Genomic DNA, 14,045 nt, shown 5'->3' with positions numbered 1-14,045 from the left:
TTCAGTCCTTGGCCAGCCGGTATTCGCCGGTCTTCGGGTCCTTGACCAGCGTTCCCATCGTGCCGTTTGCCGCCTGTTTCTCGGTACGCCGGATCTTGGCCGTCACGCGCTCGGCTTCGCGGATGAAGGCGCGATAGCCGAAATAGGCGGCGGCGCCGATAACGACGAGGAAAATGATCTGCGGCATCCCAAAACTCCTCCCTCGAAAACGCGGCAAAAGCGGCCGGTCGGGTCGGTCAAGCGGATATGCTAGTCGCTTTCAACCCTTTTTCAAAGCCCGAAGCGCGCCCACAGCGCGCGCTCTTCCGCCGCATCGACGATGCCGCTGGCCGCCGCCGCAGCGATGTCGGGCGCCGAAAGGCGCGACCCGAACAGCCCGAAGCGCCCGAACAGCCCGCGCGGCGCGGTGATCAGTTTCAGCTCGGTCTTCGGTCCGAAGCGCGTCTTCAAAACGCCTCGCATGTCGCCCAGCGCATCGACCAGGCCGAGTTCGAGACCTTTCTTGGCGGTCCAGAACAGGCCGGTGAACAGGTCGGGATCGTCCTTCAGCCTGGTGCCGCGCCGCTCCTTGACGAGCTCGATGAAGGTCTCGTGCACCTCGAGCTGCAGCGCCTTCAGCCGCTCGACATCTTCCTTCTTCTCCGGCTTGAACGGGTCGAGCACCGCCTTGTTCTGGCCGGCGGTATGGACGCGGCGCTCGACGCCGATCTTCTTCATCAGCTCGGGAAAACCGAACGAGGCGGAGACGACGCCGATCGAGCCGACGATCGAGGACGGATCGGCGAAGATCTCGTCGCCGGCGACCGCGATCATGTAGCCGCCGGAGGCCGCCACGTCCTCGACGAACACCAGCACCTTCTTGTTCTTCTCCACCGCGAGGTCGCGGATGCGCTTGAAGATCAGCCGTGACTGCACCGGCGAGCCGCCCGGCGAATTGATGGAGATGGCGACGACGGGCGCATCAAAGGAGAACGCCTTCTCAATGAGGCCGGCGGTGGACGCCAGCGACAGGCTCGGCCGGAACTGGCCGCCGCCGGCCATGATCGTGCCGTGCAGCCGGATGACCGGAACCACGACGACGGTGGAGCGCCAGGACTTCGGCAGCAGGCGGTTCAAGAGGCGTTTCACGAGGTCGGGGTCTCCGGTCACTGAAAAAGAAGCAAGATGAGGCCTCATCTTGCTGTGGGCATGTAGGAATTCGCCGGCCAACGGCAATGCCGCATGTCCGGCCGATGATCAATCGCCGAACAGCGACGCCAGTCCGTTGTTGATCATCTCGGTCCGCTCGGCTGGCCCGTTGCCTGTCTCTGCGTGCAGCATCAGCGGCGGGCGGATCGACAGTTTTCCGCGCGCGCCGAGCGTCGCCCTGACGACGATCCGGATTGCCGCCGCCTCGGGACGGGGGTGGACGGCGAGCATCTCGGTATCGCCGAAGCGGCCCTCGATCGCATCGAGCAGGGCGCCGAGCTGCTCGGGCCTGGCGATGACGGCGAGCCCGCCCCGCGGCTTCACCACCGCGGCAGCGCTTCTGATCCAGCTTTCGAACAGCCCGTCCTCCATCACATGCGCCTGCTTGCGCAGCGCATCCGGCGTGGCCTGATCCTCGGCGGCGTTGAAGGGCGGGTTCATGATGACGAAGTCGAAGCTGTTGTCGGCAAGGCCGGCCGCGCCGCGCGCTTTGCCGGACAGCGCGACATCGGCCCTCAGCACCGAGGCGCGGTCGCCGAGATGCGCATTGCCGGGGTGGGCAAGCGTCGCGGCCGCGAATTCGGCCATGTCCGGCGAGCATTCGACCAGCATGGCCCGCGCTGCGGGACAGCGCGACAGCACCGCGAGCCCCGCCGCGCCCGCGCCCGCGCCGAAATCGGCCAGCCGCCCGGCGAAGGAGGAGGGCACGGCTGCCGCCAGCATCATGGCGTCCATGCCGGCACGATGACCGCTTCGCGGCTGAACCAGCCAGAAGCGCCCGCGATGGAACGCATCGACCGTGTGGGCCGGGGTGTCCGGGGCAAGGGCGGTTGACGCTACCATTATTTGCGGCGGATCTCGTTGGCGATGCCGGCATCGGTCAGGATGCGGCGCGCCGCATCCGCCTGGTCGGCGTCGACCATGACACGCCGGGGCAGGATGCCGATCGAGCCGTCGAGCACGCTCATGTTCTGGTCGGCGACGAAACAGGCGATGCCGGCGTCGCGCATCAGCGATTCGACGAAGGAGATGATCACGGCATCGTTGGTGCGGATGAGCTCTATCATGGAACAAAAATCGCAGGTTGCGCCGTTCCTGTAAACGTGGGCGTTGCCGCCGCCGGCCGCAACCGCGCCAATTCGCCTCTTGCCGTGCCCCGTGATGCCGCCCTAGAGTCGGTTCGGGAGTAGGGTGCCGCGTGCGCTTGGAATAGACGGGAGTGTCTGTGGTGGGTGTCGTTCTCAACATCGAAAACGGGAAGCGGGAACCCGCCTCCATCAAGGATCTGATCGATCTCACGGCCGCCGACATGGGGCGCGTCAACGAATTGATCCTGTCCAAGGCCGGTTCCGACGTCGAGATGATCCCCGAGGTCGCCAACCACCTGATTTCGTCCGGTGGCAAGAGATTGCGGCCGATGCTGACGCTCGCCGCGGCCCAGATGTTCGGCTATTCCGGCGAAGGCCACGTCAAGCTCGCCACCTCTGTCGAGTTCATGCACACCGCGACGCTGCTCCACGACGACGTCGTCGACGAGAGCGGAATGCGCCGCGGCAAGAAGACGGCGCGCATGATCTGGGGCAACCAGGCGAGCGTGCTGGTCGGCGATTTCCTGCTCGGCCAGGCCTTCCGCATGATGGTCGATGTCGGCTCGCTGGAGGCCCTCGACATCCTCTCCAGCGCTGCTTCCATCATCGCCGAGGGCGAAGTGATGCAGCTTGCCGCCGCCAAGAACCTGGAGACCACCGAGGACGAGCATTTCGCCGTCATCAAGGCCAAGACCGCGGCGCTGTTCTCGGCCGCCGCCGAGGTCGGCCCGGTCATCGCCCTGGCAACCCGCAACGACCGCGCGGCGCTGCGCTCCTACGGCATGAATCTCGGCCTTGCCTTCCAGCTCATCGACGATGCGCTCGACTATGGCGGCTCCAGCAAGGATCTGGGCAAGAATGTCGGCGACGATTTCCGCGAGGGCAAGGTGACGCTGCCGGTGATCCTCGCCTACCGGCGCGGCACCAAGGCCGAACGCACCTTCTGGAAGCGCGCCATCGAGGACAATGTTACCGACGATGCGGGCCTCGAAAAGGCGATCGGCCTGATGACCCGCCATGGAGCGATTGCCGACACGATCGGCCGCGCCCGCCATTTCGGCGAGATCGCCCGCGATGCGCTGGCGCCGCTGGAGGCGACGCCGCAGAAATCGGCGCTGATCGATGTCATCGATTTCTGTATCGCCAGAGTGAACTGAGGTGGGGTCTGCGGCCGCCGACTTGCTGGCCCGGACGATCGGCACAGGCAGGCTTGGCAAGGCTGCGCATGGGCTGACCTGTACACCAACATTGCCGCAAGCAGCTATGTGACGTCAGAGTGTTGGTTGGTCGCGCGATCTGCTATGATGCTTCGTCGTCATGGTTCGTTAATCGGGTGACCCGATTGTGAATTCGGCCCGGATTGAAGCCTGACCCCAAAAAGGCCATGCTTTGTCGGGAAAAGACCGAGTCTGTGGCGGTCCCATCGACTTGGGGATTGCGTCTGGCTGAAAGGGATACAATGCGGCAAGGACGTGCGCGCTGGCTCGCAGGGCTGGCAATTGTGACGGGCATGGCGATCTCGGCTCTGCCGGCCTACGCCAAGGAAACCGCCGAGCCGGTCAAGATCACGTCCTTCTCGGGGCCTACCTCGCCGCCCGGATCGCCGAAGGCGACAACGACCTCGACAGCGCCATCGCCTATTACAAGCAGGCGCTCGCCTTTGCACCCGGCGACACCGCGCTGCAGCAGAGCCTGATGCTGTCGCTGATCGCGCAGGGCCGCTTCGAGGAATCGCTCGTCTACGCCGACAAGCTCAAGGAAGTGCCCGACGTCGAGCGTTTCTCGCGCCTGGCGCTGGCGGTCGATTCCTTCCACAAGAAGGACTTCTCCAAGGCTGAGTACTGGTTGAAACTGTCGCTCGAATCCGATCTCGACCGGCTACTGTCCGGCGTCATGAGTGGCTGGGCCAAGGAAGGCGCCGGCGAGCCCGCTGATGCCATGGCCGCCATCGACAAGCTGCAGGGCCCCGACTGGTTCGGCCTGTTCAAGTCTTTCCACCGCGCGCTGATCGCCGATGCCGCGGGCATGTCGGAGAAGGCCGATCAAATCTACGCCGCGACGCTCCAGGACACCGCCGCCGGCGGTGCCGCGCCGGAGACATGGATGCGCAATGCGCAGGCCTATGCCTCGTTCCTCGCTCGCAAGGGCGACAAGGCCAAGGCGCTTTCGGTGCTCGACCAGGCCGAGGCGTTCGCGCCAGGCAAGCTGGAAATCACCACGCTCCGCGAAGAGATCAACAAGGGCGACAAGGTCGAGCCCTTCATCGCCGGCCCGTCCGACGGCGCGTCCGAGATCCTGCTCGATCTCGCCACCGCGCTCAATCGCGGCGGCGGCGAGCCGTTCGTACGCCTCTATCTGCAATATGCGCTGGCGCTGAAGCCCAACAGCGATGCCGCTCTGGTGCAACTCGCCGCCGTCGCCGAGCAACTGAAGGACGGCGAGGGCGCAATCGCTCTCTATCGCCGCATTCCCGGTTCCTCGCCGCTGAAGGAGCTTTCCGACCTGCAGCTCGGCCTCAACCTTGCCGATCTCGATCGCCATGACGAGGCGATCGCTCATCTGAAGGCGTTCGTCGACAAGCATCCGCAGGACATGCGCGCCTATCTGGCGCTGGGCGGGGTCTACTCCTCCAAGGAGGACTTCCGCTCGGCGGCCAATCTCTACGACAAGGCCGTCGAGGTGCTGAAGACGCCGACCAATGCCAACTGGAACATCTTCTATCAGCGCGGCATCGCCTATGAGCGGCTGAAGGAATGGCCGAAGGCGGAGCCGAACTTCCGCAGGGCGCTGGAACTGTTCCCCGACCAGCCGCAGGTTCTGAACTATCTCGGCTATTCCTGGGTCGACATGAACATGAACCTCAAGGAAGGCCTGGCGATGATCCAGAAGGCCGTCGATCTAAGGCCGAGCGACGGCTACATCGTCGATTCGCTGGGCTGGGCCTATTTCCGCATGGGCAGGTTCGAGGACGCGGTCCGCGAAATGGAGCGCGCCGTGTCGCTGAAGCCGGAGGACCCGGTGCTGAACGACCATCTCGGCGACGCCTACTGGCGCGTCGGCCGCAAGCTGGAAGCCACCTACCAGTGGAACCAGGCCCGCGACCTGAAGCCGGATCCCGACGTGCTTGCCACCTTGCAGCAGAAGCTGCTCAAGGGCCTGCCGGCGATCGAATCCAACACGGCGCAGGAAACCCCGAAGGTCAAGCCGGCCACGCCGGCGCCGAAGGGGTGAGCGGCACCGAAGAATGCTTTGAGCGGGGCTCTTCGTAGCCCCGCTTCGCTTTTAGAGAAGCTTGCGATACACGACGAACCCCGACCGCTCCGCCACCTTGTCGTAGAGTTGCATGGCCGTGTGGTTGGTCTCATGCGTCTGCCAGTACACCCGGCCCGATCCGGCCGCCTTGGCGCGTTCGTAGACGGCGTTGATGAGTGCCCGGCCGACGCCCTTGTCGCGCGCGGCCTCGGTGGTGAACAGATCCTGCAGATAGCAGTTCGCCGCGATCGCCGTCGTGCTGCGGTGATAGAGATAGTGGACGAGACCGAGGAGGCGTCCCTCGCTTTCGGCCACCAGCGCATGCACCGGCTCGTAGGCGTCGAAGAAGCGCGACCAGGTCATGGCCGTGATGTCGCCGGCAAGCGCCGTCTCGCCCGATCGGCCGTAAAAGGCGTTGTAGCCGTCCCATAGCGGCAGCCATTGCTCGAAATCCTCTCGCGTGATGGGTCGGATGCTGATGGAATCTGGCATGGCTGGGGCCTGCTGTTGCTGATGGCGGAGACATGGAACAGACCGCAGGCTCGTCGTGCCGGCAATGGGCCAGCCGTCGGCTTGCCTTGACGCTTGCCAGCCGTGCCTCTAGAGCGTGGTCCCCATCCAGCCGCTCCATCGAGGCCGCCGTGACCGTCGACATTCCCGCCCACATGCATCCCAGCCGCTCCTTCCAGGGGCTGATCCTGACCTTGCACAATTACTGGGCGAACTATGGCTGCGTCATCCTGCAGCCCTACGATATGGAGGTTGGCGCCGGCACCTTCCACCCGGCAACCACCTTGCGCGCGCTGGGTCCGAGGCGCTGGAACGCCGCCTATGTGCAGCCATCGCGCCGCCCGAAGGACGGGCGCTATGGCGAGAACCCCAACCGGCTGCAGCATTATTACCAGTATCAGGTGATCCTGAAGCCGAACCCGCCCAACCTGCAGGAGCTCTATCTTGGCTCGCTTGAAGCCATCGGCGTCGATCCGCTGCTGCACGACATCCGTTTCGTCGAGGACGATTGGGAAAGCCCGACGCTGGGCGCCTGGGGGCTCGGCTGGGAGTGCTGGTGCGACGGTATGGAAGTGTCGCAGTTCACCTATTTTCAGCAAGTCTGCGGCATCGAATGCGCACCGGTCGCGGGCGAGCTCACCTACGGTCTGGAGCGGCTCGCCATGTATGTGCAGGGCGTCGACAATGTCTATGACCTCAACTTCAACGGCCGCGAGGGCGCCGACAAGGTCACCTATGGCGACGTCTTCCTGCAGGCCGAGCAGGAATATTCGCGCCACAATTTCGAGTTCGCCAACACCGCGATGCTGCTCAGGCATTTCGAGGACGCCGAGGCCGAATGCAAGGCGCTGCTCGCGGCCGGCACGCCCGGATCGAATGACGTGGGCGCAAGGCACCGCATGGTCCTGCCCGCCTACGACCAGTGCATCAAGGCCAGCCACGTCTTCAACCTGCTCGACGCGCGCGGCGTCATCTCGGTCACCGAGCGGCAGAGCTACATCCTCAAGGTGCGCAACCTGGCCAAGGCCTGCGGCGAGGCCTTCCTGCAGACCGAGGCGGGCGGCCTGGCGGCCTAAGTGTGTCGATATTCAGGTGATGCCGGCCTGCAAACGCCGGTTTTCTGCGCTTCCGCTACTCACGTACGTCAAGTACGCTCCGCTCCGGGTCTCGAAAACCACCGTTTTCGGCTCGGCCTGACCTTAATCTCAACGCACCTTAGTTCAAGGCGCTTTGGCCAATTTTGAGTGAAGCTGTGATCGGCAACGAGCTCTGGCTGCTTGCGCTGTCGATCGTCCGCAACGCCTGCCGCACGCCCGGCATCGTGAACGTGCCATGCATCTGGGCGGCGAAACAGGCGCTCAGTGCGAGGATTTGCAGGGTTCTCGATACGGTCTTCATGGTCGTTCAGCCAATAGGTCTCTGCCTGAGCGTTGGTCGCTTCAGCGCCGCGTTCGGTTCATGGGATTTCTGTTCTTAGGACGGGTGCGCCCGCTTGGTCCCGACAAAGACCTGATAATTTCCTGAAATCGGCCACCCCGGCGGCCGGCGGGCAGGGGTGACAGCGGCGAGCCGAGTTGCTATGCCCCGCCCGGACCGTTCGCCCCGCATGAGTTGATCCCTATGCCCGACCTGCTTCTGGAACTTCGCTCCGAAGAAATTCCCGCGCGCATGCAGCGCAAGGCCGCGGGCGACCTCAGGAAGATGCTGTCCGACGGCCTGGTCGAGGCCGGCCTCACCTATGAGGCAGCGCGCGAGTACTGGACGCCGCGGCGCCTGGCGCTCGACATTCGCGGCCTGACGGCGCGCTCCAAGGACATTCGCGAGGAGATCAAGGGCCCCGCCACCTCGGCGCCCGAACAGGCGGTGCAGGGCTTCCTGCGCAAGGCGGGCCTCGCCTCGATCGCCGAAGCGCATGTCCATTCCGACCCGAAGAAGGGCGACTTCTATGTCGCCCACATCTCCAAGCCGGGCAGGGCGGCGGAAGAGATCATCGCAGAGCTGGTGCCAGGCATGATCCGCAGCTTCCCGTGGCCGAAATCGATGCGCTGGGGGCCGGCCTCGGCCAGGCCCGGTTCGCTGCGCTGGGTGCGGCCGCTGCAATCGATCGTCTGCACCTTCGGCCCCGAGACCGAGGAGCCCGTCGTGGTCGATTTCGAGATTGACGGCATCCGTTCCGGCAACGTCACCTATGGCCATCGCTTCCACGCTCCGGGCGAATTCACCGTGCGTCGCTTCGACGACTATGTTTCGAAGCTGGAAGCCGCCAAGGTCGTGCTCGACGCCGAGCGGCGCAAGGAGATCATCCTGGCCGACGCCCGCAACCTTGCCTTTGCAAATGGTCTCGACCTGGTCGAGGACGACGGATTGCTGGAAGAAGTCTCCGGCCTCGTCGAATGGCCTGTCGTGCTGATGGGCGAATTCGAACAGGACTTCCTCGCCATTCCGCCCGAGGTCATCCGGCTGACCATCCGCGCCAACCAGAAGTGCTTCGTCACCCGGCCGCAAGGGGCGGGCGAGGACCTGTCCAACCGCTTCATCCTCGTCGCCAACATCGAGGCCAGCGATGGCGGCAAGGAGATCGCGCACGGCAACGGCAAGGTGGTGCGAGCCCGCCTGTCCGACGCGCTCTATTTCTGGAAGACCGACCAGGGCGACCTGCCCGATCTCGGCGAACTCCAGGCGTCGGCGGAGAAGTTCGGGCTGGATCTGAAAAAGCCGCTCGACCAGCGCATGGCCCGCCTCGACCATCTCGACGTGACCTTCCACGCGAAGCTTGGCACGCAAGGAGCACGCGTCGAGCGGATCAAGCGGTTGGCCGAGGAACTGGCGCCGATCGTCGGCGCCGACCCGGCGCTGGCGCGCCGCGCCGCGGTGCTTGCCAAGGCAGATCTGCAGACCGAAGTAGTCGGCGAGTTCCCGGAATTGCAGGGCGCCATGGGCCGCAAATATGCGCTGCTGGAGGGTGAGCATGCATCCGTGGCCGCGGCCGCTGAAGAGCACTACAAGCCGCAAGGCCCGTCCGATCGCGTGCCGACCGATCCGATCTCGGTTGCCATCGCGCTCGCCGACAAGCTCGACACGCTCACCGGTTTCTGGGCCATCGATGAGAAACCAACTGGCAGCAAGGATCCGTTTGCCCTGCGCCGCGCTGCGCTCGGCGTGGTCAGGATCCTGATCGAGAACCGCGTTCGTTTGGCGCTGACATCGATCTTCGCCAAAGCCTTTGCAAACTTTGCAGGCGGCGCGAGCCCGCAGTCCGACCTCCTCGCCTTCTTCCACGATCGCCTGAAGGTCTATCTGCGCGACCAGGGCGCACGGCACGACCTCATCGATGCCGTCATCACGCCACAGTCCGACGACCTGCTGCAGATCGTGCGCCGCGTCGAGGCGCTGGGCTCATTGCTCGACACCGACGGTGGCAAGAACCTGCTCGCCGGCACCAAGCGCGCCGCCAACATCCTGGCGGCGGAAGAGAAGAAGAAAACCCTCATCGCCGAGACTGTTGAGCCGGCTCTTCTGCGCGAAGAAGCGGAAAAGAAGCTCTATGCCGCGGTGAATCAGGCCGAGAAGGAAGCCGGCCAAGCGATTCAGAACGAAGATTTTTCCGCCGCCATGCTGGCGCTTAGCGTGTTGCGTGAACCGGTTGATTCATTCTTTGAACAGGTTCTCGTCAATGATGAGGACCAGGCCGTGCGCGCCAATCGTCTGGCGCTGCTTGCCCGCATCCGCGCCGCCACCGATCAGGTCGCGGATTTCTCCAAGATCGCCGGCTGACGGCCGAAAACGCGGGCCTGGAATTGCCTGCGCCCATCGGGGCGCGGGCCGTCCGCCCCGCTTTCAGGCGCGCCAAAATTTAGTCCGCGGGAGCCGGCTTACAGTCATATGACGATGACCTCCGCGTGGGACAACGATGACGTTCCCCCAACCACGGAGGCTTGCCATGAATTCCGATCACGACATCGAAGTCACTGAAGAAACCGCGGCTGCTGCCGAGGCGATCGAATCCGCTTCCGACGACATGCTCGACCATGCCGCAGCTGCCGCGGTCGAAGCCGCCGATCAGTCTGACGATGACGAGGAAGGTGACGACGAGGACGGCGAGGATGCCGACGACGAAGCGACCCTGTTGGGTGGTGACGAGGACGAAGACGGCGAGGACGAGGATGAGGACGAGGAAGACGGCGTGAAGGCCGACGACGAAGACGAGTCCGACGAGGACAAGGAAGAAGCCGCCTGAGCCATTTTGGAGGCGGCCTCTCCGTCCTCCACGACCGCATAGCCCGCTGAGCTAGAGGAAGGGCGGCGCCAACGCGCCGCCCTTTTTGCCGTCAGTCCTCGAGGATGCTGACGTAGACGCTGTTCGAATAGACATCGACCTGGATCAGCGCCTCGCCATTGACGATGGCGCGCCGTGTCGCGCCGCTCATGGCGCCGCCGCGCCTCAACATCCGCTCCAGGTCGGCGCGGTCATCATTGCTGCGGAACCAGGCGTCACCCTCGTCGTCGCGGTCGCGCCGGTGGAATTTGTGCCAGTTGGCGCGGTCCTGCCGCACCATCTGCGCGGCGCTGTCCAGCGGATAGCCGTCGCTGGCGTGATGATCCCGCTCGGAAATGCGCGCGACATAGGAGCCGAGCATATCGTCGGCCCGCGCCGTGCTCGTGCCCAGCACCGACGCCAGCAGCAATGCGGCGACGGCAAATCGTCTCGTCTCGTTCATGATGAACCCCCTTTTGAAAACCCAGTCTTCTTCCACCGATGCCGTCTGACATTTCGGGCAGCAGGATGGAATCAGAAGGAATACTGCCATCCGGGCATATGCGCCGGATGACGGATCAGCCTCCACTGAAAAGCCTACATGGCTTTTCCGACGGGGGATATCGGTGCCGGCTGCGCGGCTGCCGGTTGTGGCTGCTGCGCCTCTGGCTGAGGCTTCGGTTCGGCGGCGCCGTTTGACGCGGTCGCCTCGCCGGCCGGCTTGCCGTCGGCGGTGGGCGTTGTCTCGGTCGCCGGCGCCGTGGCGGTGGTGGCCTTGGCCGGTGCTGCGGCAGGCGTTGCAAAAGCGCCGCCGACGACGCCGCCGCGAATGATCATCGGGCTCTGCATGGAACCATGGTGCGTGGACTTATCGGGGATCGCCGCGACCTTCTCGTCGGTGACATCGAGTGCGGGCTCGCCAAGCGCCACGACCGACGGCGTCGAGCCGAGCTTCATCGGTTCGGGCGCGAGCCGGATGATGGAGGGCGTCGTGGTCGACGCGCCCAACACGACAATGGACGAAGCCTGGGCGCCGCCGGTAATTGCCGACAGGCCGACGCCAAGCGCTGCAAGGACACGCATCGACACCATGATAGTTTCCCCTGGCCCAACAAACCGGCACCATATTCCCACGGGATTGATGCCTGCTTGCGCGGAAACATAGCATTTTAGGGATTGATAATTCGCCAACGCCCGCACTTGCCCGCCGAACGCCGCCGTATTACGCAGCCCCGCATCCAAAGAGGTGACGACAATTGGCTGAGATAGTTGCCGCCGGCGAGGCGATGGAGCGGGCGCTGGCGCTGCTCGAGGGCGGCGACGTCGTCGCCATTCCGACCGAGACTGTCTACGGGCTGGCCGGCGACGCCACCAGCGGCATCGGCGTTGCCCGCATCTTCGAGGCCAAGGGCCGGCCGCGCTTCAACCCGCTGATCACCCACGTCGCCGATCTCGCCATGGCCGAGCGCATCGCGCTCTTCGACCCGCTGTCGAGAAAGCTGGCCGCGGCCTTCTGGCCGGGTCCGCTGACGCTGGTGCTGCCGCAGCGCCCCGGAAATGGCATTCATCCGCTGGTCACGGCAGGGCTGGACACCATTGCGTTGCGCATGCCCAAGGGGTTCGGCGGCGAGCTGATCGCCAGGCTCGGTCATCCGCTCGCCGCGCCCAGCGCCAATTCTTCCGGCAGGATCAGCGCCACCACCGCCGGCGCCGTGGCTGCCGATTTAGGCGACAGGATCAGGCTGGTGGTCGATGGCGGGGCGACGCCGGTCGGCCTGGAATCGACCATCGTCAAGGCCGAGGGCGAGACCGTGCGGCTGCTGCGGCCGGGTGGCATCGCTGCGGCCGAGATCGAGGCCGTCGCCGGCAAACCGCTGCTGCGCGGCGTGGCTGCCGGCATCGAGGCGCCCGGCATGCTCGCCTCGCACTACGCGCCGGGCGCCGCGATGCGCCTCAACGCCCGTCAGATCGCCAAGGGCGAGGCGCTGCTGGCCTTTGGCGACCGCCGCGCCGAAGGATGGCAAGGTGCGGCCGCGCTGCGCAACCTCTCCGAGGCGGGCGATCTGCGCGAGGCTGCGGCGAACCTGTTCGCTTACATGCAGGAGCTCGACCGCAGCGGCGCCGCGACCATCGCCGTCGAGCCGATCCCTTTCGACGGTCTGGGCGAGGCGATCAACGACCGGCTGTCGCGCGCCGCAGCACCCCGTGACAAGATCGCCTGAGCGCCATAGGTTCTGGCCCCATGAACGATCAGTCCGACGACCAGCCCTTCGAGCTCGACCCCAGCCTTGTCGACCGTTTCGCGGCCATCGTTGGCGAGAAATACGCCTTGCGCGACCAGGCCGAGATCGCACCCTACATCACCGAACGGCGCGGCCTCTGGCACGGCCGGACGTCGCTGGTGCTGAGGCCGGGCAGCGTCGAGGAGGTGAGCCGCATCATGCGGCTTGCGACCGAGACCAAAACGCCCGTCGTGCCGCAGAGCGGCAACACCGGACTGGTTGGCGCCCAGGTGCCCGACAAGTCCGGCCATGACATCATACTGTCGCTGTCCAGGCTGAACCGCATCCGCGAGATCGACGTGCTCTCCAACACCGTCACCGTCGAGGCCGGCGTCATCCTGCAGACCTTGCAGGAAGCGGCCGACGCTGCCGGCCGGCTGTTTCCGCTGTCGCTTGCCGCGCAAGGCTCCTGCCAGATCGGCGGCAACCTCTCCTCCAATGCCGGCGGCACCGGCGTGCTTGCCTATGGCAATGCGCGCGAGCTCTGCCTCGGCGTCGAAGTCGTGCTGCCGACCGGCGAGGTGTTCGACGATCTGCGCAAGCTGAAGAAGGACAATACCGGCTACGACCTGAAGAACCTCTTCGTCGGCGCCGAAGGCACGCTCGGCGTCATTACCGCCGCCGTGCTCAAGCTGTTTCCGAAGCCGAAGGGCAGGGAGGTCGCCTTTGCCGGCCTGTCGTCGCCTCGCGATGCACTTTCCCTGTTCAGCCTGGCGATGGGCCGGGCGGGCGCTTCGCTCACCGCCTTTGAGCTGATCGGCAAGCGGCCGTATGACTACACGCTGAAGCATGCGCAAGGCGTCACCCGGCCGCTGGCCGACGACTGGCCTTGGTATGCGCTTATGCAGGTCTCCTCCGGCCGCTCCGAGGAGGACGGCAGGGCGCTGATCGAGGAAATACTGTCGGCCGGGCTCGAACAGGGCTTTGTCGGCGACGCGGCGATCGCGGCGAGCCTTGGCCAGGGCGACGCCTTCTGGAATTTCCGCGAGGTGCTGCCAGAGTGCCAGAAGCCGGAGGGCGCCTCGATCAAGCACGATATCTCGGTGCCGATCGCCGCGATCCCCGACTTCATCGACAAGGCTGCCGGCGTGGTGGAGAGCGTTTGTCCCGGCGCCCGCGTGGTCTGCTTCGGCCATATGGGCGACGGCAACCTCCACTACAACATCTCCCGCCCCGTGGATTGGCAGGACGCGGCGTTTCTCGACCTCTACCATCCCATGAACCAGGCCGTGCACGAGGTCGTGCGCTCCTTCCATGGCTCGATCTCGGCTGAGCACGGCATCGGCCAGCTGAAGCGCGACGAACTGATCGCCACGGCGCCGCCGATGGCGATCGAACTGATGCGCCGGGTGAAGGCGGCCTTCGACCCCGCCGGCATCATGAATCCCGGTAAGGTTATCTGATCCTTCCAACATGTTGTGGGTGGTTGCATTCCGATAACCATCCCCGAGATCAGCAAAATTTAACCGA

The 14,045-nt window shown here is 65.2% G+C and carries 14 protein-coding genes and 1 pseudogene; 7 read left to right on the top strand and 8 right to left on the bottom strand.

Features of this window, described 5'->3' with window-relative positions; all coding sequences use genetic code 11:
• Position 1: 1 nt before the first annotated feature.
• From EJ073_RS12305 to EJ073_RS12290, 4 genes are all read right to left on the bottom strand, one after another.
• Complete coding sequence (locus tag EJ073_RS12305; RefSeq protein WP_126055972.1) at positions 2-187, bottom strand: hypothetical protein; 186 nt, start codon at positions 185-187, stop codon at positions 2-4.
• A gap of 83 nt (positions 188-270) precedes the next feature.
• A complete protein-coding gene (locus EJ073_RS12300) occupies positions 271-1,128 on the bottom strand; it encodes a S49 family peptidase (protein WP_126055971.1) in 858 nt (285 codons plus the stop codon).
• Positions 1,129-1,236: 108 nt separating this feature from the next.
• Positions 1,237-2,031 carry a methyltransferase gene (locus tag EJ073_RS12295; RefSeq protein ID WP_126055970.1) on the bottom strand — a complete coding sequence of 265 codons (795 nt, stop codon included), beginning with the start codon at positions 2,029-2,031 and terminating at the stop codon, positions 1,237-1,239.
• A complete protein-coding gene (locus EJ073_RS12290; RefSeq protein WP_126055969.1) occupies positions 2,031-2,255 on the bottom strand; it encodes a DUF2007 domain-containing protein in 225 nt (74 codons plus the stop codon). Before EJ073_RS12290 ends, EJ073_RS12295 begins: the two co-directional genes overlap by 1 nt.
• Positions 2,256-2,416: 161 nt before the next feature.
• On the opposite strand from EJ073_RS12290, the gene EJ073_RS12285 reads away from it, so the two are divergent.
• Together EJ073_RS12285 and EJ073_RS12280 are read left to right on the top strand one after the other, a co-directional pair.
• On the top strand, positions 2,417-3,433 hold the full coding sequence (locus EJ073_RS12285; RefSeq protein WP_126055968.1) for a polyprenyl synthetase family protein: 1,017 nt from the start codon (positions 2,417-2,419) through the stop codon (positions 3,431-3,433).
• Between the two features lie 302 nt (positions 3,434-3,735).
• Positions 3,736-5,507: pseudogene (locus tag EJ073_RS12280) on the top strand (tetratricopeptide repeat protein).
• A 51-nt stretch (positions 5,508-5,558) separates the two neighbouring features.
• Here EJ073_RS12280 and EJ073_RS12275 read toward each other — a convergent pair.
• Positions 5,559-6,020 (bottom strand): GNAT family N-acetyltransferase, encoded by a 462-nt coding sequence (locus EJ073_RS12275; RefSeq protein WP_126055967.1) that lies wholly within the window; start codon positions 6,018-6,020, stop codon positions 5,559-5,561.
• 149 nt (positions 6,021-6,169) lie between these two features.
• Here EJ073_RS12275 and EJ073_RS12270 point away from each other — a divergent pair, with 149 nt between their 5' ends.
• Positions 6,170-7,114: a glycine--tRNA ligase subunit alpha gene (locus tag EJ073_RS12270; RefSeq protein ID WP_126055966.1), complete on the top strand. Its 945-nt coding sequence runs from the start codon at positions 6,170-6,172 to the stop codon at positions 7,112-7,114.
• A gap of 139 nt (positions 7,115-7,253) precedes the next feature.
• On the opposite strand, the gene EJ073_RS12260 is transcribed toward EJ073_RS12270, so the two are convergent.
• On the bottom strand, positions 7,254-7,436 hold the full coding sequence (locus EJ073_RS12260; RefSeq protein WP_126055965.1) for a hypothetical protein: 183 nt from the start codon (positions 7,434-7,436) through the stop codon (positions 7,254-7,256).
• Between the two features lie 222 nt (positions 7,437-7,658).
• On the opposite strand from EJ073_RS12260, the gene glyS reads away from it, so the two are divergent.
• Positions 7,659-9,812: a glycine--tRNA ligase subunit beta gene (gene glyS, locus EJ073_RS12255; RefSeq protein ID WP_126055964.1), complete on the top strand. Its 2,154-nt coding sequence runs from the start codon at positions 7,659-7,661 to the stop codon at positions 9,810-9,812.
• A gap of 166 nt (positions 9,813-9,978) precedes the next feature.
• A complete protein-coding gene (locus EJ073_RS12250; RefSeq protein ID WP_126055963.1) occupies positions 9,979-10,275 on the top strand; it encodes an ATPase in 297 nt (98 codons plus the stop codon).
• Between the two features lie 91 nt (positions 10,276-10,366).
• On the opposite strand, the gene EJ073_RS12245 is transcribed toward EJ073_RS12250, so the two are convergent.
• Positions 10,367-10,756, bottom strand: coding sequence for a hypothetical protein (locus EJ073_RS12245; RefSeq protein ID WP_126055962.1), 390 nt, complete (start codon positions 10,754-10,756; stop codon positions 10,367-10,369).
• A gap of 134 nt (positions 10,757-10,890) precedes the next feature.
• Positions 10,891-11,385, bottom strand: coding sequence for a hypothetical protein (locus tag EJ073_RS12240; RefSeq protein WP_245455552.1), 495 nt, complete (start codon positions 11,383-11,385; stop codon positions 10,891-10,893).
• Between the two features lie 164 nt (positions 11,386-11,549).
• On the opposite strand from EJ073_RS12240, the gene EJ073_RS12235 reads away from it, so the two are divergent.
• Positions 11,550-12,515 carry an L-threonylcarbamoyladenylate synthase gene (locus tag EJ073_RS12235; RefSeq protein ID WP_190233852.1) on the top strand — a complete coding sequence of 322 codons (966 nt, stop codon included), beginning with the start codon at positions 11,550-11,552 and terminating at the stop codon, positions 12,513-12,515.
• Positions 12,516-12,535: 20 nt separating this feature from the next.
• Positions 12,536-13,978 carry an FAD-binding oxidoreductase gene (locus EJ073_RS12230; RefSeq protein ID WP_126055961.1) on the top strand — a complete coding sequence of 481 codons (1,443 nt, stop codon included), beginning with the start codon at positions 12,536-12,538 and terminating at the stop codon, positions 13,976-13,978.
• Positions 13,979-14,045 lie beyond the last annotated feature (67 nt).

It is taken from the genome of Mesorhizobium sp. M4B.F.Ca.ET.058.02.1.1 (genome assembly GCF_003952505.1).
Taxonomy (GTDB): Bacteria; Pseudomonadota; Alphaproteobacteria; order Rhizobiales; family Rhizobiaceae; genus Mesorhizobium.
This window is presented reverse-complemented; position numbering and strand designations above follow the sequence as displayed.

Coding starts and splice junctions, on each gene's coding strand:
- EJ073_RS12260 (WP_126055965.1), bottom strand. CDS start 7,436: ATGAAGACCGTATCGAGAACCCTGCAAATCCTCGCACTGAGCGCCTGT.
- EJ073_RS12275 (WP_126055967.1), bottom strand. CDS start 6,020: ATGCCAGATTCCATCAGCATCCGACCCATCACGCGAGAGGATTTCGAG.
- EJ073_RS12290 (WP_126055969.1), bottom strand. CDS start 2,255: ATGATAGAGCTCATCCGCACCAACGATGCCGTGATCATCTCCTTCGTC.
- EJ073_RS12230 (WP_126055961.1), top strand. CDS start 12,536: ATGAACGATCAGTCCGACGACCAGCCCTTCGAGCTCGACCCCAGCCTT.
- glyS (WP_126055964.1), top strand. CDS start 7,659: ATGCCCGACCTGCTTCTGGAACTTCGCTCCGAAGAAATTCCCGCGCGC.
- EJ073_RS12305 (WP_126055972.1), bottom strand. CDS start 187: ATGCCGCAGATCATTTTCCTCGTCGTTATCGGCGCCGCCGCCTATTTC.
- EJ073_RS12295 (WP_126055970.1), bottom strand. CDS start 2,031: ATGGTAGCGTCAACCGCCCTTGCCCCGGACACCCCGGCCCACACGGTC.
- EJ073_RS12240 (WP_245455552.1), bottom strand. CDS start 11,385: ATGGTGTCGATGCGTGTCCTTGCAGCGCTTGGCGTCGGCCTGTCGGCA.
- EJ073_RS12245 (WP_126055962.1), bottom strand. CDS start 10,756: ATGAACGAGACGAGACGATTTGCCGTCGCCGCATTGCTGCTGGCGTCG.
- EJ073_RS12250 (WP_126055963.1), top strand. CDS start 9,979: ATGAATTCCGATCACGACATCGAAGTCACTGAAGAAACCGCGGCTGCT.